Source organism: Actinoallomurus vinaceus, assembly GCF_039542055.1.
In the GTDB taxonomy this organism is placed as follows: Bacteria; Actinomycetota; Actinomycetes; order Streptosporangiales; family Streptosporangiaceae; genus Actinoallomurus; species Actinoallomurus vinaceus.
The window spans coordinates 432,621-452,766 of the sequence record NZ_BAABHK010000002.1 but is presented as its reverse complement, the minus strand read 5'-3'; the positions used below and the strand labels follow the sequence as shown (position 1 = coordinate 452,766).

Annotated in this window: 14 protein-coding genes; 8 read left to right on the top strand and 6 right to left on the bottom strand. The window is 72.3% G+C overall.

The window, feature by feature from the left end:
- Positions 1–26: 26 nt before the first annotated feature.
- Positions 27–1,799: a sensor histidine kinase gene (locus ABEA24_RS08165; RefSeq protein WP_345430056.1), complete on the top strand. Its 1,773-nt coding sequence runs from the start codon at positions 27–29 to the stop codon at positions 1,797–1,799.
- Positions 1,790–2,440: a LuxR C-terminal-related transcriptional regulator gene (locus ABEA24_RS08160; RefSeq protein ID WP_345430055.1), complete on the top strand. Its 651-nt coding sequence runs from the start codon at positions 1,790–1,792 to the stop codon at positions 2,438–2,440. The genes ABEA24_RS08165 and ABEA24_RS08160 overlap by 10 nt, the downstream gene beginning before the upstream one ends.
- Positions 2,441–2,449: 9 nt before the next feature.
- Here ABEA24_RS08160 and ABEA24_RS08155 read toward each other — a convergent pair whose 3' ends face one another.
- Positions 2,450–4,933, bottom strand: a complete 2,484-nt coding sequence (locus tag ABEA24_RS08155; RefSeq protein ID WP_345430054.1) for an ATP-binding protein — start codon at positions 4,931–4,933, stop codon at positions 2,450–2,452.
- Between the two features lie 216 nt (positions 4,934–5,149).
- On the opposite strand from ABEA24_RS08155, the gene ABEA24_RS08150 reads away from it, so the two are divergent.
- Positions 5,150–7,534 carry a xanthine dehydrogenase family protein molybdopterin-binding subunit gene (locus tag ABEA24_RS08150; protein WP_345430053.1) on the top strand — a complete coding sequence of 795 codons (2,385 nt, stop codon included), beginning with the start codon at positions 5,150–5,152 and terminating at the stop codon, positions 7,532–7,534.
- 4 nt (positions 7,535–7,538) lie between these two features.
- Here ABEA24_RS08150 and ABEA24_RS08145 read toward each other — a convergent pair whose 3' ends face one another.
- Positions 7,539–8,924, bottom strand: coding sequence for a cytochrome P450 (locus ABEA24_RS08145; protein ID WP_345430052.1), 1,386 nt, complete (start codon positions 8,922–8,924; stop codon positions 7,539–7,541).
- A 233-nt stretch (positions 8,925–9,157) separates the two neighbouring features.
- On the opposite strand from ABEA24_RS08145, the gene ABEA24_RS08140 reads away from it, so the two are divergent.
- Together ABEA24_RS08140 and ABEA24_RS08135 are read left to right on the top strand one after the other, a co-directional pair.
- Positions 9,158–10,018 carry a haloalkane dehalogenase gene (locus ABEA24_RS08140; protein WP_345430050.1) on the top strand — a complete coding sequence of 287 codons (861 nt, stop codon included), beginning with the start codon at positions 9,158–9,160 and terminating at the stop codon, positions 10,016–10,018.
- Positions 10,019–10,216: 198 nt separating this feature from the next.
- The gene (locus ABEA24_RS08135; protein WP_345430049.1) at positions 10,217–11,818 is read left to right on the top strand and encodes an FAD-dependent oxidoreductase; all 1,602 of its coding nucleotides are present in this window, start codon (positions 10,217–10,219) and stop codon (positions 11,816–11,818) included.
- A gap of 412 nt (positions 11,819–12,230) precedes the next feature.
- Here ABEA24_RS08135 and ABEA24_RS08130 read toward each other — a convergent pair whose 3' ends face one another.
- A complete protein-coding gene (locus tag ABEA24_RS08130) occupies positions 12,231–13,565 on the bottom strand; it encodes a hypothetical protein (RefSeq protein ID WP_345430048.1) in 1,335 nt (444 codons plus the stop codon).
- A gap of 303 nt (positions 13,566–13,868) precedes the next feature.
- Positions 13,869–14,066 carry a hypothetical protein gene (locus tag ABEA24_RS08125; RefSeq protein ID WP_345430047.1) on the bottom strand — a complete coding sequence of 66 codons (198 nt, stop codon included), beginning with the start codon at positions 14,064–14,066 and terminating at the stop codon, positions 13,869–13,871.
- A 161-nt stretch (positions 14,067–14,227) separates the two neighbouring features.
- Here ABEA24_RS08125 and ABEA24_RS08120 point away from each other — a divergent pair, with 161 nt between their 5' ends.
- Positions 14,228–16,552 carry an ATP-binding protein gene (locus ABEA24_RS08120; RefSeq protein ID WP_345430046.1) on the top strand — a complete coding sequence of 775 codons (2,325 nt, stop codon included), beginning with the start codon at positions 14,228–14,230 and terminating at the stop codon, positions 16,550–16,552.
- A gap of 26 nt (positions 16,553–16,578) precedes the next feature.
- Here ABEA24_RS08120 and ABEA24_RS08115 read toward each other — a convergent pair whose 3' ends face one another.
- Positions 16,579–16,929 (bottom strand): DUF3054 domain-containing protein, encoded by a 351-nt coding sequence (locus tag ABEA24_RS08115; protein WP_345430045.1) that lies wholly within the window; start codon positions 16,927–16,929, stop codon positions 16,579–16,581.
- 25 nt (positions 16,930–16,954) lie between these two features.
- Positions 16,955–17,503, bottom strand: a complete 549-nt coding sequence (locus ABEA24_RS08110; RefSeq protein ID WP_345430044.1) for a TetR/AcrR family transcriptional regulator — start codon at positions 17,501–17,503, stop codon at positions 16,955–16,957.
- 131 nt (positions 17,504–17,634) lie between these two features.
- Here ABEA24_RS08110 and ABEA24_RS08105 point away from each other — a divergent pair, with 131 nt between their 5' ends.
- Positions 17,635–18,474, top strand: a complete 840-nt coding sequence (locus ABEA24_RS08105) for an oxidoreductase (RefSeq protein ID WP_345430043.1) — start codon at positions 17,635–17,637, stop codon at positions 18,472–18,474.
- Between the two features lie 367 nt (positions 18,475–18,841).
- Positions 18,842–20,146 (top strand): cation:proton antiporter, encoded by a 1,305-nt coding sequence (locus ABEA24_RS08100; protein WP_345430042.1) that lies wholly within the window; start codon positions 18,842–18,844, stop codon positions 20,144–20,146.

Genomic DNA, 20,146 nt, shown 5'->3' with positions numbered 1-20,146 from the left:
CCCCGGCGGCCCGGACGCGGCCGGGCGTGGACTCTCGTACGGTCCGGCGGCGGACGGCCATCCTCCTGACCGGACTGGCGATGACGGGCGCGGACGGCTGGCTCGCCGCCCGCTGGGGCACCTTCGGCCCGGCGTTCTACGTCAAGGAACTCACCCAGGTCGCGGTCTGGCTGGTCGCCGGTCACCTCGTCACCCGGGTCCGGCCGCACACGCCGATGGGCACGTCGATGATGCTGCTGGGCGTGCTCCTGGCCGCCGACGCGCCCGCGGCCTTCGGCCTGGTCGTCGGCGGCCCCGTTCCGAGGCTCCTGGTCACCCTCGCGTTACTGCTGACCGCCTGGCAACTGCCGCTCGGCGCCCACGTCTTCCTGGCCTATCCCTCCGGGGTGATACGCGACCGGGCCGGCCGTACCGTCATGGTCTGCGGGTACGCCTTCGGCGCCCTGGCCGGCCTCAGCCTGGCGGTGTTCGGGCCGGTGGAACCGGCCGGCCGGTGCCGCGACGTCTGCGCGCCGATGCGGATCGTCGACCGGCTGCCGCTCACCGACACCGCGGCCCAGGGCGTCGCGTTCGGCACGGCGGTGTTCGTCCTCGTCGGCGGCGGCGTCATCGCGCGGCGCTTTCTGCGCGCGGGCCGCCGGGAACGCCGGGTGCTGGCCTTTCCGGCCGTCACGATGATCGCGACCGCGGTGCTGTGGGCGGTGGTCAGCGCGCGTTCGACGGCGAATCCGGACAGCGGGGCCGACCGGTTCGACTCCGTCCTGGCGCTCGCCCAGTTCGCGTCGCTCGTCGCCGTTCCCGCCTCGTACTTCCTCGGGCTGTTGCGCGAGCGACTCGACGAGGCACGGGTCTCGGACCTGGTCCGCCAGATCGCCGCCACGGCACCGGACCGGCTGCGTCCCGCGCTGGCCACCGCGCTCGGCGACCCGCACCTGCAGATCGCCTTCCCCACGCCGAACGGTCACGTCGACGCCGGCGGCGCGCCGGTGCGCCTCTCCGAGCCGCTCGACCCGGCGCGTACGACCGTCATCGGCGACCAGGATCACCCGATCGCGGTGCTCATCCACGACGTCAGCCTGCGGGCGGAACCGGGGCTGCTCCAGGCGGTCAGCGCGACCGCGCGGCTGGCCCTGGAGAACGCCCGCCTCCAGGCGGAGGTCCGCGCCCAGCTCGCCGAGGTGCGCGCGTCCCGCGCCCGGATCGTCGCGGCCGAGGACCGGGCGCGCCGGCGCCTCGAACGCGACCTGCACGACGGAGCCCAGCAACGACTGCTGTCGGTCGGCTTCGCGCTGAGCCTGCTCAGGCAGAGCCTGAGCGGCCGGGAGACGACCGCGGAGACGACGGAACTGCTCGCCGAGGCCCAGGCCGAGCTCGGCGCGGCCACCGCGGAGCTCCGCGAGCTCGCGCGCGGCATCCACCCGGCCGTGCTGACCATCCAGGGCCTGCGGCCCGCCCTCGAACAGCTCGCCCTCCGCGGCCCGGTCCCCGTACGCCTGCGCGTGGCCGAGCTGCCGCGCCTCGGGCCGGCGGTGGAGGCCACCGCGTACTTCGTGGTGAGCGAGGCGCTCGCCAACGTCATACGCCACTCCCGCGCCGGCCGCGCGGACGTCACCGTCGGGCTGTCGGCCGGGCGGCTGCGGGTCCGGGTGGACGACGACGGCATCGGAGGCGCCGTGGCGCGCCCCGGCTCCGGACTCGCCGGACTCGCCGACCGCGTCGCCGCCCTGGACGGCGAGATGCTCCTCGACAGCCCACCCCAGAAGGGAACCGTACTCACCGTGAGCCTGCCATGCGGCTGATCACCGCCGACGACTCGCTGATCGAACGCGAGGGACTGAGCCGCCTGCTCGACCGGCTGGGACACCAGGTGGCCGCCACCGCCACCCGGGCCGACCAGGTCCTCGGCCTGGTCGTACGGCACAACCCCGACGTCGTGGTGCTGGACGTCCGGCTGCCGCCGACCTTCACCGACGAGGGCATCCGGCTGGGCACCGCCATCCGCCGGCGTCATCCGCGGATCGCCGTCCTCCTCCTGTCCCACTACGTGGAGTCCTCCTACGCGGCGGCCCTGTTCGAGCACGGCACCACCAAGGTCGGCTACCTCCTCAAGGAACGCCTGCTGGACGCCGAGACGCTCGACGAGGTCCTTCACCGGCTCCACGGCGGAGGCACGGCCGTCGACCCGGAGGTCATCGCCGGCGTACTGCGCCCCCGCGACACCCGGGATCCGCTCGCCCGGCTCACCGACCGGGAACGCGAGGTGCTATCCCTGATGGCCCAAGGCCTGTCGGATCGGGGCATCGCCACCCGCCTCGCCATCTCCGACACGACCGTCGGCACCCACATCCGCAACCTCTTCCGCAAGCTCGACATCGACGCGACCCCCTCCAGCAACCGCCGGGTCCACGCCGTCCTCACCTATCTGGGCAGTCCCCGTTGAGCCGCGATCTCACGGTCGCGTCTCGTCCTGCGGACGGTCGGCGGCGTCCTGCCGCTGCGCCGTGACCCAGGCGGCGATCTGGGAGCGCGAGGTGAAGCCCAGCTTCTTCAGGATGTTCTGGATGTGGCCCTCCGCCGTACGGGTGGCGATCACCAGCTCCGCGGCGATGTCACGGTTGCGCATGCCGGTGGCGACGAGCTCGGCGATCTGCCGCTCACGCCGGGTCAGGGCGCCGACGGTGGCGGCAGGCCCGGGCACGGTGTCCCCGAGGTGGGCCCCCGGCACGGGGCCGGACGGCGACACGTCGTCGGCGTGGGACGGGCCGGCCGCCGAGCGAGTGACCGGGCGAGCGCGGCCCTGAGCACCGCGCCGGTCGGCCGCGACCTCCAGCGCGTAGTCGAGCGCCTCCTCCATGGTGCGCTCCGCGCCCTCGCGGAAGGCGGTGTCGTAGGCGGTGTCCCCCAACACGCGACGCGCCATGGCCGCAGCCATCTCGTGCTCCGCGACGAGATGCCCGAACGTCGACAGGCGTGCCCCGATCGCTCGCAGGATCGCCTCCGCCGCGCCCAGCAGGCGCGCGCCACGCTCGACCCGGCCGTCCGCGACGGTGCTCCAGGCCATCACCTCGACGGCAAGACCGCTGACGACGGCATCGTTGAACGGCCGTTTGAGCAGAACGCTCTCCTGCGCCGCGGCGACGGCGCGCCGATGTTCACCCTGACGCGACAGCGCGATCGCGAGAGCGTACAGGCCCAGACACCGGAGCCAGCGCTCGCCCGAGGCGGCGCATTCGGCCAGGCACTCCTCGTACAGCTCCCGGGCGCGGTCGTGCTCGTCCAGCAGGGACAGGGCCTGGCCCAGCTCGATCTTGTCGTGGATCACCCCTGCCTCGTCCCCGGCGACCTGGTGATGGACGAGCGCCTGCTCGCACAGTGGCGCCGCGCCGGTCGGATCGCCGCCGAACAGCGCGATCAGGCCGAGGACCTGCGCGATGTAGCCGGTATCGGCCTCAGGGAGAGAGCCGCCGCCGAGCTCCCGTACGAGCGTGTCGACCTCGCGCATCCGGCCGATCGCGGCGGCCCGGTCGCTGAGCAGCAGGGCCAGGTAGGCGTCGACGTAGAGGCCCCTCACCCGGATCGAGCCGGGTGTCGTGTCGGCGGCGAGCAGGCGGCCGAGCCAGTGCCGTCCTTCGTGGAACAGGCCACCGCCGACCCAGTAGAAGCGCAGGGCGGCCGCGATGGTCAGTCCCGCCGCCACCTCGCCGGCCTCGGTGAGGCTGAAGTTCAACGCGGAGCGCAGGTTGGCCAGGTCGGACCGCAGGCGGGCCAGCCATTCCAGCTGGGCCGGACCGAACCACTCCCGCTCGGCGCGCTCGGCGATCCGCTGGTACCAGTCCCGGTGCCGCCGCCGCAGCATCGGCAGCTCACCGGACTCGGCCAGGCGCTCCTGCCCGTACTCGCGGAGCGTCTCCAACAGCACGAAGCGCACCTCATCGCCGTACGGCTCACGCGCCACGATCGACTTGTCGACCAGGGCGGACAGCAGATCGTGCAGCGTTTCCGGCGGCAGCGTCTCGTCGGCGCACACCGCCACGACGGCCTCGATGTCGAAGCGCTCGGCGAACACCGACAGCCGTGCCCACAGCGTCTGCTCCGGCACCGAGCACAGCGCGTGACTCCAGTCGATCAGCGCGCGCAGGGTCTGCTGGCGCGGCATCGCGGTGCGGTAGCCGGAGGTCAGCAACTCGAACCGGTTCGTGAGCCGGTCGAGGATCTGCTGGGCCGACAGGGCGCGCAGCCGTACGGCCGCGAGTTCGATCGCGAGAGGGATCCCGTCCAGGCGCCGGCAGATCCGGGCGGCCGTGACGTGCGATCGCGTGTCGGCCGCGAAATCGTTCACCACCGCTTCGGCGCGGTCGAGGAACAGCGCCACGGCCTCGCTCTGGGTGAGGTCGGCCGCCTGCGGCTCCTGATCGGGCGGGGGGACCGACATCGGCGGCACCGTGAGGATGTACTCGCCGGCGATGCCGAGTGACTGACGACTGGTGGCGAGGACCTGCACGCCCGGGCACTGCCGGAGAAGGTCGTCGACCACCGAGGCGCAGGTGGCGTGAAGGTGTTCGCAGTTGTCCAGGACCAGAAGCAGCCGCCGGTCCTCGAGGTACTGCGTGAGACTCGCCAGGGGCTGCCGGGTCGAGTGGTCGCAGGCGCCCACCGTGACGGCGGCCGTCAGGGCGACGAGCTCGGGATCCTCCAGCCCGGCGAGCTGGACCAGCCACGCGCCGTCCGTGAAGGATCGATCGAGATCGGACGCGGCGCGGAGCGCCAGCCGGGTCTTGCCGACACCGCCGACGCCGGTGAGCGTCACCAGGCGTGAGCGCGACAGCAGACGCCGGACCTCGGCCAAGAGGTCCCGGCGTCCGACGAAACTCGTCACGTCGGCCGGAAGATTGCCCTTGCGGCTGCGTGGCGTTCGCCCCTCGGCGCACGTCATGGGCACACGATCGATCGAACTCGGCAATCCCGTTGATCACTCGCTGTACGGTACAATTTACCAGGCGTGAAATGGGTGACCCGCTGCGGTTCTCCGCGGGGATGAACGGCGTGGTCCGCGCCGAGCCCCGCACACATCGGCCCCCGGCCGTACGCTCCGGTGCCGGGGCGTCGCCGGACGACACGCCTCGGTCGTCCGGTGGCCGAGGAGGACGCCATGAGCGACGCGCGCTCGGCGGGACCGTCCGTCTCGTCGCCGTCCCGCTATGGCATCGGCGCCGCGTGCCTCCGCGTCGAGGACGCCCGCCACCTGCGCGGCCAGGGCCGCTTCCTCGCGGACATCGCGCTGCCCGGCATGCGGGACGCGGTCTTCGTGCGCAGCCCCGTGGCGCACGGCCGGCTGCTCGACGTGCTGCCGCCCCCGGACACGCCGCCCGGCGCCTGCTGGACCGCCGCGGACCTGGGCGCGTCGGTGCGTCCCGTGGCGGCCACCGCCGCCCTGCCGGGCTTCCGGGCTGCCGCCTATCCGCCGCTGGCCACGGACACGGTGCGTTACGTCGGCGAGCCGATCGCGATGGTCCTGGGCGACGACCGGGCGGCCGCGGCGGACCTCGCCGACCGTGTCGGCGTGCGGATCGAGGCCCTCCCGGCCGTCGGCGACCTCGACCAGGCCCTGGCCGAGCGGCCCGCGCTCGTGCACGACTCCTGGCCCGACAACGTCTACGTCCGCGCCGCGCGCTCCTTCGGCGACGTCGATGCCGCCGCGCGGGCGGCGGACCTGTCGATCACGCGGGAGTACCGGTTCGCCCGGCAGTCCTGTGCGCCCCTGGAGTGCCGGGGCGTCATCGCCCACTACGACCCCGGCCTGGACCAGCTGGTCGTCTACTCCGCCACGCAGTTCCCCCACGTCCTCCGCGACGCTCTGGCCGAGCGGCTCGAGCCGGCGGTTCGGCGCCTCCGGGTGATCGCGCCGGACATCGGCGGGGGCTTCGGCGCCAAGGTGTCGTTGTATCCGGAGGAGCTGGCGGTCGCGGCCGTGGCGCTCCGGTGCGGCCATCCGATCCGGTGGGTGGAGAGCCGCCGGGAGCACCTCGTCGCCGCGACCCAGGCGCACGGCCACCGCGTACGGGTCACGGCCCACGCCTCGGCGAGCGGTGAGATCCTCGCCGTCGAAGCGGACATCGTGGCCGACGCCGGCGCCTACTCCATCTGGCCCTGGACCGCGTCGATGGACGCGACCATGGCCGCGGCGATGATCCCCGGCCCGTACCGGATCCGCGACTACCGGTTCACGAGCACGACGGTCGCGACGAACAAGGCCCCACTGGGCCCGTACCGCGGAGTCAGCCGTCCGGTGGCCTGCTTCGCGATCGAGCGCACCGTTGACGAGCTGGCACGCCGCCTGGGCGCCGAGCCGTACGACCTGCGCGTCCGGAACATGGTGCGCCCGGAGCAGATGCCCTACACCTCGGTGACCGGCAAGGTCTACGACAGCGGCGACTACCCCGAGGCCGTACGCCAGGCGGCGAAGCTCATCGGGCACGACGCCTGGCGACACCGGCAGCGGCAGGCGGACCCGCGGGAACGCGCCCGGATCGGCGTCGGGTACGCCGCGTTCACCGAACAGACGGCCCACGGCATCGCGGAGTGGACCAGCCGCGGCATGCCGATCACGTTTGGGGCCGAGAGCGCGCGCATCGCCTTGGACGCCACCGGGACGCTCACCGTGGCCTGCGGGATCAAGGATCTGGGCCAGGGGCTGGAGACCTCTCTCGCCCAGGTGGTGGGCGAGGTGTTCGACGTCGACCCGGGCGCCGTCGCCGTCGTCCAGGGCGACACCGCCCTGACCCCGCGCGGGGACGGGACGTTCTCCTCGCGCAGCATCGTCATGGCCGGCGGCGCCGCGTACGGCGCGGCGACCACGCTCGCGGCGAAGGCGCTGCGGGTCGCCGCGGCCCTGCTCGACCGCCCGGCCGACGAGCTCCGGTTCACCGACGGCCGGATCGCCGCCTCCGACGCGTCGATCACGTTGCGGGAGCTGGCCCGGACCTTCCTCCTCCGCCCCGAACGCATCCCGGCCGAGATCGAGCCGGGGCTGGAGGCCACCTGCCACTACCGGCCGGACGTGCAGACGGGGGCCTTCACCTACGCGACGCACGCCGCCGTGGTCGAGGTGGACATCGACACCGGGCTGGTCCGGCTCCTCGACTACGCGGTCGTCGAGGACTGCGGGACCGTCGTCAACCCCCTCATCGTGGACGATCAGATCGTCGGCGGAGTCGCCCAGGGCATCGGCACCGCGCTCCTGGAGGAGCTGATCTACGACGGCGACGGCCGGCCCCGGGCGACCTCACTGACCGACTATTTCGTCCCGGGCGTGTCGGACGTCCCGCGCATCCGCGTTCATCACCTCGAGACGCCGTCCCCGCACACGGTCCACGGTACGAAGGGGGTGGGCGAGAGCGGGGCGATCGCGCCGGCGGCCGCGATCGCCAACGCCGTCAGCGACGCTCTCACCGAGTTCGGCGTCTTCATCGGGGAGGTCCCCCTCACCCCCGACCGGGTCTGGACGGCCCTGCGAGACGCCGGGGACGGGTCCTGAGGCGTCATCGCCCGCGCCACCAGCCGACGAGGGAGCTCCACCAGCGGGGCCGTTCCGCGCCCGCCGCGGCGACCTGCCGTGGTTCGGCGGCCGGCGGCATCGGCGCCGAAGGGGCGGGCGGCTCCGGCCGGCTCATCGCCGGGGCCGGGCTCGGCCGGGACGACACCGACGTGGGAGGGAAGCGGACCGGCAGCGCGGTCAGCGCGCGGTGGAACATGCCCGGCCGCCACGTCAGCCGGTCGGCGGGAACCGCGAGCTCCATGTCGGGGAGGCCGTCGAGGAGCTTCTCGACCGCGATGGAGGCGATGAGGCGGCCCTGGCCCTGCGCCGGGCAGGTGTGCGGCCCGGCGCCCCACGCCAGGTGTGCCCGGTTACCCGCCCGGCGATCCGTCGAGAGCGACGGATCGGTGTTCGCGGCGCCGAAGCTGACGACGACGGGCTGGTCGGCGGGCAGCCGGACACCGGCGAGCTCGGTCTCCTGCCGGGGGTAGGTCACCGCGTAGTTGGCGATGGGCGGGTCCGTCCACAGCACCTCGTCGAGGGCGTCCTCGACGGGCAGGCTGCCGCCCGACAGGTCACCCGCGAAACGGTCGTCGGACAGCAGGAGCATCATCGTGTTGGCGATCAGGTTCTGCTCGGGCTCGGTACCGCCGCCCAGGAGCGTGACGAGCTGGTGCAGCATCTCCTCGTCCGTCAGCCGCGCCGGGTGGGCCATCAGCCAGGAGGTGACGTCCGCGCCGGGCCGGGAGCGCTTGAGGGCGACCAGCTCCATGATGGCCTCGCCCAGGATCATGTTCGACTTCTCCGGGTCGAGGCCGTCGAAGATCCCGCTCATGCCCTCGACCAGCCGGTCGCCGATCGCCGGCGGGCAGCCGAACAGCGAGTTGAACACGTGGAGCGGCAGGATGCGGGCGTACTCGGTGATCAGATCGGCCTCGCCGTTCGCCGCGAACCGCCCGATGAGCAGATCGGCGCTGCTCTCGACGTAGCCCCGCAGGAGGTTCGGGTCGACGCGCGCCAGGCTGTCGGTGACCGCGGCCCGCAGGCGGGCGTGGACGCTGCCGTCGGAGAACAGGGCGTTCGGCCGGTAGCCCATCATCGGCAGGAGCGGGCAGTCGGGCGGGACGGTCGCCTGCCAGCGGCGGGGGTCCTTCGGGAACGTGATCGGGTCGCGCAGCACCTCCAGCGCGGCCTCGTAGCCGATGGCGAGCATGCCCGGCACGCCGGGCGCGAGCTCCACCGGGGCGACGGCGCCGTACCGGCGCAACTGGGAGTACGTCCGCGCGGGGTCGGCGGCGAACTCCGGCCCGTACAAAGGGGCCGGACCGGAGTGGGCCGGGCAACCCGGAGGCGCCGACGAGGGACCGGTGGCGAAGGAATCGGAGGTCACACGGGCTCCTGTTCGGAACGGTGGGGCGGGGACTCGGCGAAACGATCGACGCGCCTGCGTCCTTCCGGGCACGGATCGGACGGCGAGGATCCCAGGGGGCTCTCGTGAGCCCAAGAGATTACAGCTAGTGATCTTCTTGTACCAGTGCGATGCCCTATTCCGGTCATGTCATTTTCGTGTAAGTTAGTCAACTGACTCAACCGGGTCGCAATCGATGAGGAAGAGGTTCTGCCATGCCCATCCAGCGCGTTCTCGACTCGACGATCTTCTACCGGGAGGTCGGAACGGGCGTCCCGATGGTGTTCCTGCACGGGAACCCGACGTCGTCCTACCTCTGGCGGAACATCCTGCCCGCGGTCGGTGATCCCGGTCGGCGTCTCGCGCCGGACCTGATCGGCATGGGCGACTCCGGCAAGCCGGACATCGACTACACCTTCGATGATCACGCTCGGTACCTGGACGCCTGGTTCGACGCCCTCGACCTCGAGAGCGTCGTGCTGGTCGGACACGACTGGGGTGGTGCGCTCGCCTTCGACTGGGCCGCCCGTCATCCCGGGCGGGTCCGCGGCGTCGCCTTCGCCGAGACGATCCTGAAGCCGATGTACGGAGGGGAGTTCCCCGAGGCCGGCCGCGCGCTGTTCGAGACGATCAAGACGGAGGGGGTGGGGGAGTCCTTGATCCTGGAACAGAACGCCTTCATCGACCAGGCGCTGCCGAACAGCGCCGCCACCCCTCTCAGCGAGGAGGACCTCGCGGAGTACCGCCGGCCCTATCCCACGCCGGAGAGCCGTCGGCCGATCCTGCAGTGGGCGCGGGCGATGCCGCTGGACGGACGGCCCGCCGACGTGGTGGCCAGAGTCGAGCGGTATGACGAGTGGCTGGCGACCAGCGCCGACGTTCCCAAGCTCCTGCTCGCCTTCGAACCCGGCCCCGGTGCGATGACCGGCCCGGACAGCGTCGACTGGTGCGCCGAGCACATCGCGAACCTGGAGATCTCCCGGCACGGGGTCGCCGGGCACCACGTCCAGGAGGACCAGCCCGAGGCGATCGCCGCGGCCATCGCCGCATGGGTGGACAAGCACAATCTGCGATGAGCCGGCCGCCCGCCGGCGATGATCACTGTTCGGCGGCGTCGGTCAACCCACGGTGACGACCCCGGGGTATGCTGGGGGCGACGTCAAAAAGTTACGCATCCCCACCCGATGACGTCGCCCCTTGCACGCCGGACGTTCCCCCGTCCCCGCGCGCGTCGCCGAGCCGGCGGGCGGCCGTTCACAGGAGCCTTCCCCCAAATGGAGATTCGCACCGATGTCCTCGTCGTGGGCGGAGGACTGGGCGGCGTCGCCGCCGCGCTGGCGCTGCTGAAGGCGGGCCGTTCGGTCGTGCTGACCGAGGAGTACGACTGGCTGGGCGGCCAGCTCACCAGCCAGGCGGTTCCGCCGGACGAGCACACCTGGGTCGAGCGCTTCGGCGTCACCGCCGGCTACCGCGCGCTGCGCGACGGCATCCGCGGCTACTACCGCGACCATTACCCCCTGACCGGGCGGGCTCGCGCCTGGGGCGAGCTGAACCCCGGCGCCGGCTGGGTGAGCCGGCTCTGCCACGAGCCCCACGTCGCGGTCGCGGTCATCGAGGCCATGCTCGCCCCCTACCGCGGCTCGGGCCGGCTGCGGGTTCTCCAGCCGTACCGGCCGGCCGGGGCGGACGTCGACGGCGACCGCGTGACCGCCGTGACCCTGGCGCACCGCGACACGGGCGCGCGGGTGACCGTCTCAGCCCCGTACGTGCTGGACGCCACCGAGACCGGCGAGCTGCTGCCCCTGACGGGCACGGAGTACGTCACCGGCTTCGAGTCGCAGGCCGAGACCGGCGAGCCCAGCGCGCCGGCGGCGGCCCAGCCGCAGAACATGCAGGCCATCTCGGTGTGCTTCGCCATCGACCACGTCGATGGCGACCACACGATCGAGCGGCCGAGGACCTACGACCACTGGCGGGAGTACCAGCCGGAGTTCTGGGGCGACCGCCTGCTGTCCTGGCGGGCACCGGTGCCGCGCACGCTGGAGCCCGTCGAGCGGTCCTTCACGCCCAACCCGGACGGCGACCCGATGGACGTCCTCGGCGACCAGCGGCGCTTCGGCGGCGACCTGGACCTGTGGACGTTCCGCCGGATCGCCGCGCGGCGCAACTTCGAGGACGGCGCCTACGCCAGCGACATCACGCTCGTGAACTGGCCGATGATCGACTACTTCGACGGCTCGATCATCGACGTCCCGGACGCCGACCGGCACCTGGAGGCCGCGCGCGAGCTGTCGCGATCGGCGCTGTACTGGATGCAGACCGAGGCGCCGCGGCCGGACGGCGGCACCGGCTACCCGGGCCTGCGACTGCGCGGCGACATCACCGGAGGCACCGACGGCCTCGCCCAGGCGCCGTACATCCGGGAGTCGCGCCGCGTCCGCGCCCTCTACACCGTCCCCGAGCAGGACCTGTCCCTCGCCGTACGCGGCGACGAGGGCGCCGTCCGCTACCGCGACTCGGTGGGAGTCGGCATGTACCGGATCGACCTGCACCCCTCGACCGGCGGCGACAACTACATCGACGTGGGCTGCTCGCCGTTCGAGATCCCGCTCGGCGCCCTGATCCCGCGGCGCATGGACAATCTCCTCGCGGCGGCCAAGAACATCGGCACCACCCACATCAGCAACGGCGCCTATCGCCTGCACCCCGTCGAATGGAACATCGGCGAGGCGGCGGGGACCCTGGCGGCGTTCTGCCTGGACACCGCCGCGACGCCGCACGCCGTCCGCAAGAAGGACGAGCTGCTGGCCGACTACCAGGACCGGCTCGTCCGGTCGGGCGTCGAGCTGCACTGGCCGCAGGTCAGCGGCTACTGATCGACGGCGCACCGCAGATTCGGCGTCGCTCCACCGGATCTCCGCCGTCCGGCGGCCGCCGTGACGCGGGTGCCTCGGACGGCCGCCGTGATCCGGGTCCCTGCAGCGGCCGTGATCCGGGTGCCCTCGGCGGTCTCCGGGGCGGGCCGCGGTCGCGGTTTCGTCGTCGCTGACTTTCGCATGTTCCTCTTTCGCCTTAGCCGTTCGAGAACGTGAAACCGGAATTCGTGGAGCGAGTCCGCCGGTGGAATTCAGTTTGATGAGCCGCGCCGAAGTGGAACAAGAACGAATTCTTAATGCAGCGATCAGTCCGCCTAATCGATGCGGTGAGCGTGAGACCACGCGGCCACGGGTAGGCCGCGGCGATGCGATGGCTTGCCGCCCCCACCGGCTCCCGGTGGGGGCGGTGAGGTCATTCGTGCGCCGTGTGGATCGTCCTCGCGACGAAGGAGACGTCCGGTGCGGTGTGGGCGCGCAGCCCGCGCAGCAGGTCCCGCCACGTCTGGGGCCAGCCCGCGCGTGGACCGTGGCGCTCGGCGAGCGCGCACGCGAACAGGCCGCCGGCCAGGTCGCCGCGTGCGGCGAGCCGGGCGGCGTGCGGGTACACCTGGTCCGGATCGGGCAGATCGTGCCGGGCGAAGACCGCGCCGGCGCGGGGATGGCGCCCCTCGAGCGGCCCCCCGGCCAGCGCGTCCGCGACGTGCCGTACGGCCAGTGGCCCGCCCGTGCACCGGTCGGCCAGCGCGTCGACGGCCTCGGCGGCGCCGGGGGAGTCCCACCGCAGGGCGGCGGCGGTGAGCTCGCCCGCGAGGGGCTCGGGCAGGCGCCCGTCCACGGCGCGGACGGCACGATCGGCGCCGTCGCGGTCGCGCGCGGCGGTGCCGCGGACGGCGTCCACCAGCGCGGTCAGCCGCTGCAGGGCGGGAAGGTCACGGTCGGCCGCGGCGTCGGGCAGATCCGGCGCGGCGCCCAGTTCGGCCGCGACCGTGCGCAGCTCCGCCGCACCGGCGCCCTCGGCCACGCAACCGACGAGCGCGGACAGGGCCCGCCGCCAGCTCCGCGTCTCGCCGAGGTCGGTGATCAGGGCGGCGAGCACGGCCGGGGCGTCCGGCGCCCAGGGCGCCCACGCCGGAACGGCGGTCAGCGCCGCGTCCCGCGCCTCCGGGTCCGCGGACCGCGCCACGCGCACCACCAGCGCGGCGTACTCCGTCCGGAACCGTTCGTCGATCTGCAGCGGCAGCGCGCCGAGCACCTGGCGGGCCAGGTCCCGCGGCCCCTCGGCGGCCTCGGCCAGGATCCGCCGGGCGGCCGGCTCGGCCAGGCGCTCGCGGACGGCCGAGACGATCGCCGCGCGCACGTCGCGATGCTGGCCGGGGTCCTCCCACGCCGCCGTGACCAGGTCCATCGCCTCCGGAACCCGGTCGCGCAGCAGGATCCGCAGCGCTTCCTTCCGCGCGGTGATCTTTCCTTCGGTCAGGACCGGCCCGAGCGCGGCCGCCAGCGCCGACGGTGGTACGAAGCGCGCGGCCCGGCTCGCGGCGTACACGGCGACGTGCGCGTCGTCCGAGGAGGCGTGCGCGAGCAGGTCCGGCAGGACGTCCTGCGGCGACGCCGTCCACGCGACGGCGGTGAGCGCCACCCGGCGGATGTAGCCCTCCGAGGCGAGGTAGGGCCGCAGCCGCGTCGCGTTCGTCCCGGGGACGTGCGCGATGGCCGAGACGGCGGCCGCCCGCTGACTTTCCGGCACGCCCGGCGATGCCGCGGCGCGTTCGAGGAGCGCGAGGTAGGCGTCGCGCTGCCGGCCCGTCCAGCGCCGGACCCACGACCGTCCGCGAGCGGCACGTAGGTCACGTCCGCGCGCTGGAACCGGCCTGCCGGGGTGTTCCCGGTCAGTACGAGGTGCAGCAGGTCGGTGCGCCCGCACGCGATGGCGGCGAGGACCGCGGGGATCGCCACCGCCGACGGATCTCGTTCGACGATCGCCGCGACGCGCTCGCCCCGGGTGCGCGGCGGGGCGAGCCAGAGCCCGATCACCTCCCGCAGGACGGAGTCACTGGGGGCGTCCAGCGCCGCCCGCAGCGCGTCCTGGATCGGGGCGACGTCGCAGGCGCGGCGGCCGAGCGCCCAGCCCGTCCAGCAGGACGGCGAGCGCGGGGTCGCCCGCCAGGCGGCGCAGCCCCGCCAGCCGCTCGCAGCGCCGGTTGTAGGTCAGCGGTTCGATCTCGTTCAGCAGATCATCGACGCGCATGACGCGCCCCATCTTGCCGGACGGACGGCCTGGTTTCACCGGAATCACCCCAGGGCGGCGGGGGTGTACGCGCTGGTGGCGCCCGGGATACGAGGAAGATTAGGGTGAGGATGTCGGCTCGTCTCAGTCGACGGCGAGCGCGGAGCCGATACGAGGCGACGATGACCACTGCCACATCGAGCACCTCGAGGCGGAGGACTGATCCCGGGCTCCCCGCCGAGGTGACCGGTTTCATCGGACGTCGGCATGAGGTTGCCGAGGTCAAGCGCCTCCTGTCCGCCTCGCGGATGGTGACCCTCACCGGTCCGGGCGGTGTCGGGAAGACCCGGCTGGCGCTCCGCGTCGCCACCGAGGTGCGGCGCGGCTTCCCCGACGGTGTCTGGCTGGTCGAACTCGCGGAGCTGGACAATCCCACGCTGCTGCCCCAGGCCCTGGTCGCCGCGCTACAGATCGAGGACCACTCGGCACGGCGGCCCGTCGACGTACTGGTCGAGCGGCTGTGCGGCGACCAGATGCTAGTGATCTTGGACAGCTGCGAGCATGTCATCCACGAATCCGCCGTACTGGCGCAGACGCTGCTGCCCGCCGTTCCAGGGCTGCGGATCCTGGCCACCAGCCGGCAACCGTTGGGGATCTTCAGCGAGCAGACGTTCACCGTTCCGATGCTGTCCCTGCCGGACGGGCCGCGGCACGGCACGTCGACGACGTCCGACGCCGTCCGGCTCTTCGCCGAGCGGGCCGAGGCGGTGATTCCGGGATTCGCCCTCACGGACCGGAATCGGGACGTCGTCGAACGGATCTGCCGGCGCCTGGACGGCCTCCCGCTCGCCATCGAGCTCGCCGCCGTGCGGCTGCGCGCGCTGTCCGTCGAGCAGTTGCTGGACCGGCTGGACGACCGCTTCCGGCTGCTCAACACGGGATTGAAGACCGCCGCGCCCCGGCACCAGACGCTCCGCGCCCTGATCGACTGGAGTTACTCCTTGTGCACCCAGAGGGAGCGCCTGCTGTGGGCGCGCGTCTCGGTGTTCACCGGCAGCCTGGACCTGGATGGGGCCGAGGAGATCTGCTCCGGGGACGGCATCTCGCGTGACGAGATCATCGGCCTGATCATCGGCCTGGTGGAGAAGTCCGTTCTCGTCCGCGATGAGTACCCGTGCGGCGTCCGCTACCGCCTGCTGGACACGATCCGGCAGTACGGCCGGGAGCGGCTCGCCGCCTCGGGGGAGGAACCAGCGGTGAAACGGCGGTACCGCGACTACTACCGGCGGCTCTCGCGGGAGGCGAAGGCCCGGATGTTCGGCCCGGGGCAGATCGAACTCCTCACCCGGCTGCGCGTGGAGCACCCGAACCTGCGCACCGCCCTGGAGTACTGCCACGCCGAACACGTCGGGCTGTGCATCGACATGGCCAGCGACCTCCTGCACCACTGGATCACCAGCTGCCACATGGGGGAGGGGCGCGTCTGGCTCGAACTGGGGCTCGCGGACAACAGCGGCCGTACCGAGGTCAGGGCGCGGGCGCTGGGGGCGTGCAGCTGGCTCGCCATCATCCAGGGCGATCAGGCCACGGCCACGAAGATGCTCGCCGAGAGCCGGGCCCTCGGGGAGGGTCTCGGACTGGAGCCGGTCCTCGGCTACGTCGCCCTCTACTCCGGAATGGTCGCCATGCACCAGGGAGACGGCGCGTCGGCGGTCCGGCTCTTCGAGGAGGCGGTGGCCCGCCATCGCGCCACCGAAGACCCCTTCGGCGAGGTCCTGGCCCTGACCCGGCTCTCCCTCGCGTACTCCTTCCTCGGGGACGCGGAGCGTGCCATCGCCGCCGCCGAGGAGAGCATGTCCGTCTGCGACGCCCACGGAGCGCACTGGCAGAAGGCGTACGCGATGACGGCGCTCGGCATCGAGGCCTGGCGCGAGGGTGACACGCGGCGTGCCACTCGTCTGGAACAGGAGAGTCTGCGGTTCAACCGTTCGCTCGGCGATTCACTCGGGGTCGGATTGAACCTCGAGGTGCTGGCCTGGATCGCCGCAACCGACGGGGATCACGAGCGGGCCGCCGAGATGCTGGGCATCCTGCGGAACGTCTGGGAGGCGGTCGGCCTGTCGCTGCCGGGATACGCCCATCTCGCGGGCTACCACGATGAATGTGAGGCCCGTACGCGCGAGGTCCTCGGCGGGGCGGTCTTCCGAGCGGCCGTCGAACGTGGCGCGAGGCTCTCCAATGACGAGGCGCTCGTCTACGCCCTCGAGGAGCGTGGGCCCGCGCCTGTCCGATCCGGCGGGACCGACCGGTGGTCGCCCCTGACCCGGCGAGAGACGGAGATCGCCCGGCTCGTCGGTCAGGGGATGAGCAACAAGGAGATCGCGGCGTCACTGGTGATCGCGCAGCGCACCGCCGAAGGTCACATCGAGCACATCCTCCGCAAACTCGGGTTCACCTCCCGCGCCCAGATCGCCGCCTGGGTCACCGAGCAGACCCCGCTCGCTTGATCACGGCATTGTCGGCAGCGGAATCGTCATGCCCTCATGAGTCGATGGGCCACGGCGCGCCAGCCGAACATGACCAGCCCGAGAAAGATCAGCGCGACGAGGACGAAGGTCACCGCGGTCCCCTGACCGGAGACGACACGCAACGCCATACCGGCGGCGACGGTCACCAGCCAGACGCCGACACCGGTGCCCACGAGCGCCGCGGGTCGCCGCCAGGCCCGGGTCACCGCCCAGCCGATCAGTAGTCCCAGTAGGAACGGCCAGGCCGTCTTCGCGATCCCGGCAATGGTCTCGCCCTCACTGTGCCCGGCCCGCCCGATGACCACGAACGCCAGCACACAGCACAGGTCAAGGGCCACCGCGGTTACCGAACGCATGTGCGTCAGCGTACCGGCGGGCGCTTCAAGAGGGTCGGCCCAGGCCGTTCAGCAAGGTGTCCACGACGAGGTCGGCGGCTTGCGGGGGCCTCAGGTCGGGGAATCGGTGGGCCGCGCTGTCGACGAGATCGTCCAGTACGGCGCGGGCCCAGCCGGCCGGCAGTCCGGCCCTCAGGAACCCTTCGTCGGCCGCCCGCCGCATGAAGGCGTCCAGGCGGCGGCTCAGCTCTTCCCGACGCAGGCCCGCGGTGGGGTGGTCGAGCATCAACCGGCGTGTGTCGACCGGCCACTCCCGGCTGACCGGGATGATGCCCTCCACGTAGCGGTGAAGGGCGACCGGGACCGGTGCCTCGGTGAGCCGTGCCTCGTCGAGGACCCGCTCGGACGAGTCGAGCTTCGCCTCGAAGACGGCGGCGAGCAGGGCCTCGCGCGTGGCGAACCGCCGGTAGACGGTTCTCCGGTCGACTCCGGCCTCGGCGGCGATGGTCGAGATCGTCGTCGAGGGATCCTCGGCCAGGAGGCGGGCTCCGGTGCGGAGCACCGCGTCCAGGTTGCGGGCGGCGTCAGCTCTCATCTCGGCTCCCGGGCGCTCGTGCGGCGGTCCATCGATCAAACTTCCCCTCCGATGAGGAAATAATCCTCACAAGTGCCACGTTACTGTGACAGTTACCTCAAGAGGTTCCTCACCTGGAAGGAAGATAGATCATGGCTCGAACCTGGCTCATCACCGGCAGTTCGCGCGGTCTCGGCCGCGCGCTGGCCGTGGCCGCGCTGGAGCGCGGGGACAACGTCGTGGCGACCGCCCGCCGCCCCGATCAACTCGCCGACCTCGCGGACCGGTACGGCGACCGCGTCCGCGCGTTCGCGCTGGACGTCACCGACGCCGAGGCCGCGCGCGCCGCCGTCCGTTTCGCCGTCGACGCGTTCGGCCACCTCGACGTGGTCGCCAACAACGCCGGGTACGCCAATTCCTCGGCGATCGAGGAGACCACGGACGAGGACTTCCGCGCGCAGGTGGAGGCGAACTTCTTCGGCGTCGTCAATGTCACGAAGGCCGCGCTTCCGGTGCTGCGCGCGCAGCGTTCCGGCCACTTCGTGCAGTTCTCCTCGGTCGGCGGCCGCGTGGGCGGCTCGCCGGGCGTCGCCGCCTACCAGGCGTCGAAGTACGCGGTCGAAGGCTTCTCCGAGGTCCTGAACAACGAGGTGAAGCCCCTCGGCATCAAGGTCACGCTCATCGAGCCGGGGGCGTTCCGCACAGACTGGGCCGGTTCGTCCATGGCGCTCGCGTCCGTCGGCCCCGACTACGAACAGACCGTCGGCGCGATGAACCGCCGCCGCGCGGGCTTCGACCGGTCCGCGCCCGGAGACCCGGAGCGGGCGGCGCGGGTCATCCTGGACATCGTCGACCTGGACGAGCCGCCGCTGCGCCTCCTGCTCGGCTCGGACGCGCTGACGGCGGTGGAGCGGTCCTCCCGGGAACGCGCGGCCGAAGCGGACCGGTGGGCCGAAGTGAGCCGCTCCACCGACTTCCCCGACGTGTCCTGATCCACCACCCCGCCGTACGCCCGCCTCCGTGACCGGGCCCGGTCACGGAGGCGGGAACGTTCAACTGAATCGATGCCGCAGTTGAACACCCGGGTCGGCGGGGACGGCCGGGTGCCGTGTGACCGCAGAACCCATTCATCAGGAAAACGAGAAGTCATGTCAAGGAGAATGTGAGCGGGAAGTCGGCATTATGTGAGAAGCCCTTTCCTTGACTCGCTCGACACTGTCGGGTGAGGATTCGCCGTGTCGATCAGGACGGAAAGCCGTGGCGAAATTCGACGCCACAATGCCAGGCGCGAATGAAGTCTTCGAAGTCGCGCCGAGCGGGCTGCGTTCTGTGACTCGTGTGAAGAGTGAGGAACTGCTCATGGCGCCTGTCGCTCCTCTCAACGCCCACCAACTCCTGGTGTTCCTTCTTCAAATCGCGCTGCTCCTGGGGTCGGCGCTCGTGCTGGGCCGGCTGGCGCGATGGCTGGGCATGCCTCCCATCGTGGGCGAGCTGTTCGCCGGCGTGATCATGGGGCCCTCACTGCTCACTCACGTGGCGCCCGGGTTCGCGGCGTGGCTGCTGCCGCAGCGGCCCGACCAGCAGCATCTGCTCGACGCGCTCGGGCAGTTCGGCGTCATTCTCCTCATCGGCATCACCGGCATGCACATCGACCTCGCCATGGTCAAACGCCAGGGCATGACGGCGGTGCGCGTCAGCGCCGGCGGCCTGCTCGTACCGCTCGGAGCCGGGGTCGGCATCGGCCTCGTCCTGCCCGCCTCGCTCCTGGCCGCCGATGGCGACCGCACGGCCTTCGCCTGGTTCATCGGGGTCGCGATGTGCGTGAGCGCGATCCCGGTCATCGCCAAGACGCTGCTGGAGATGCGGCTGCTCCACCGCGACATCGGCCAGCAGATCGTCAACTCGGCGGTGGTGGACGACGCGATCGGATGGCTGCTGCTGTCGGTCGTGTCGGCGATGGCCACCACGGGGGTGCACGCCGCCGGCGTCGCGACCTCCGTGGTCAGACTGGCCGGAGTGGTCGCGTTCACCATCGTCCTCGGGCGACCGCTGGTTAACCTCATCACGCGGTTCGCCGGCCGATCGGAGGAGACGGGCGTCGGCATGGCGGCGGCCGTGGTGGTGATCTTCTTGTGCGCGGCCGGCACCCAGGCCCTGGGCATGGAGCCGGTCTTCGGCGCCTTCCTCGCGGGCGTCCTGCTCAGCTCGGTGGGCTGGGGCGCCGGCTCGGGGCGGCTCGCGTCGCTGCGGACGTTCGTGATGGCCGTGCCGGCCCCGCTGTACTTCGCCACCGCGGGCCTGCGCACGGACCTCACCGCGCTCGCCCGGCCGACCGTGGCGGTGGCGGCCGTGGCGGTCCTGCTGGTCGCGGTGGTCGGCAAGTTCGTCGGCGCCTACGCGGGGGCCCGGGCCAGCCGGCTCGGCCACTGGGAGGCGCTGTCCCTTGGCGCGGGGATGAACGCCCGGGGGGTCATCGGGCTGGTCATCGCGATGGTCGGGCTGCGGCTCGGCGTACTGTCCACGGCGATGTACACGATCGTCGTCCTCATGGCGATCGTGACCTCGGTGATGGCGCCGCCGATCCTCCGCTACACGGTGCGGCGGATCGAGGTCACCAGTGAGGAACAGCACCGGGAGCAGGTGCTGCTCGGCGGATATCGGTGA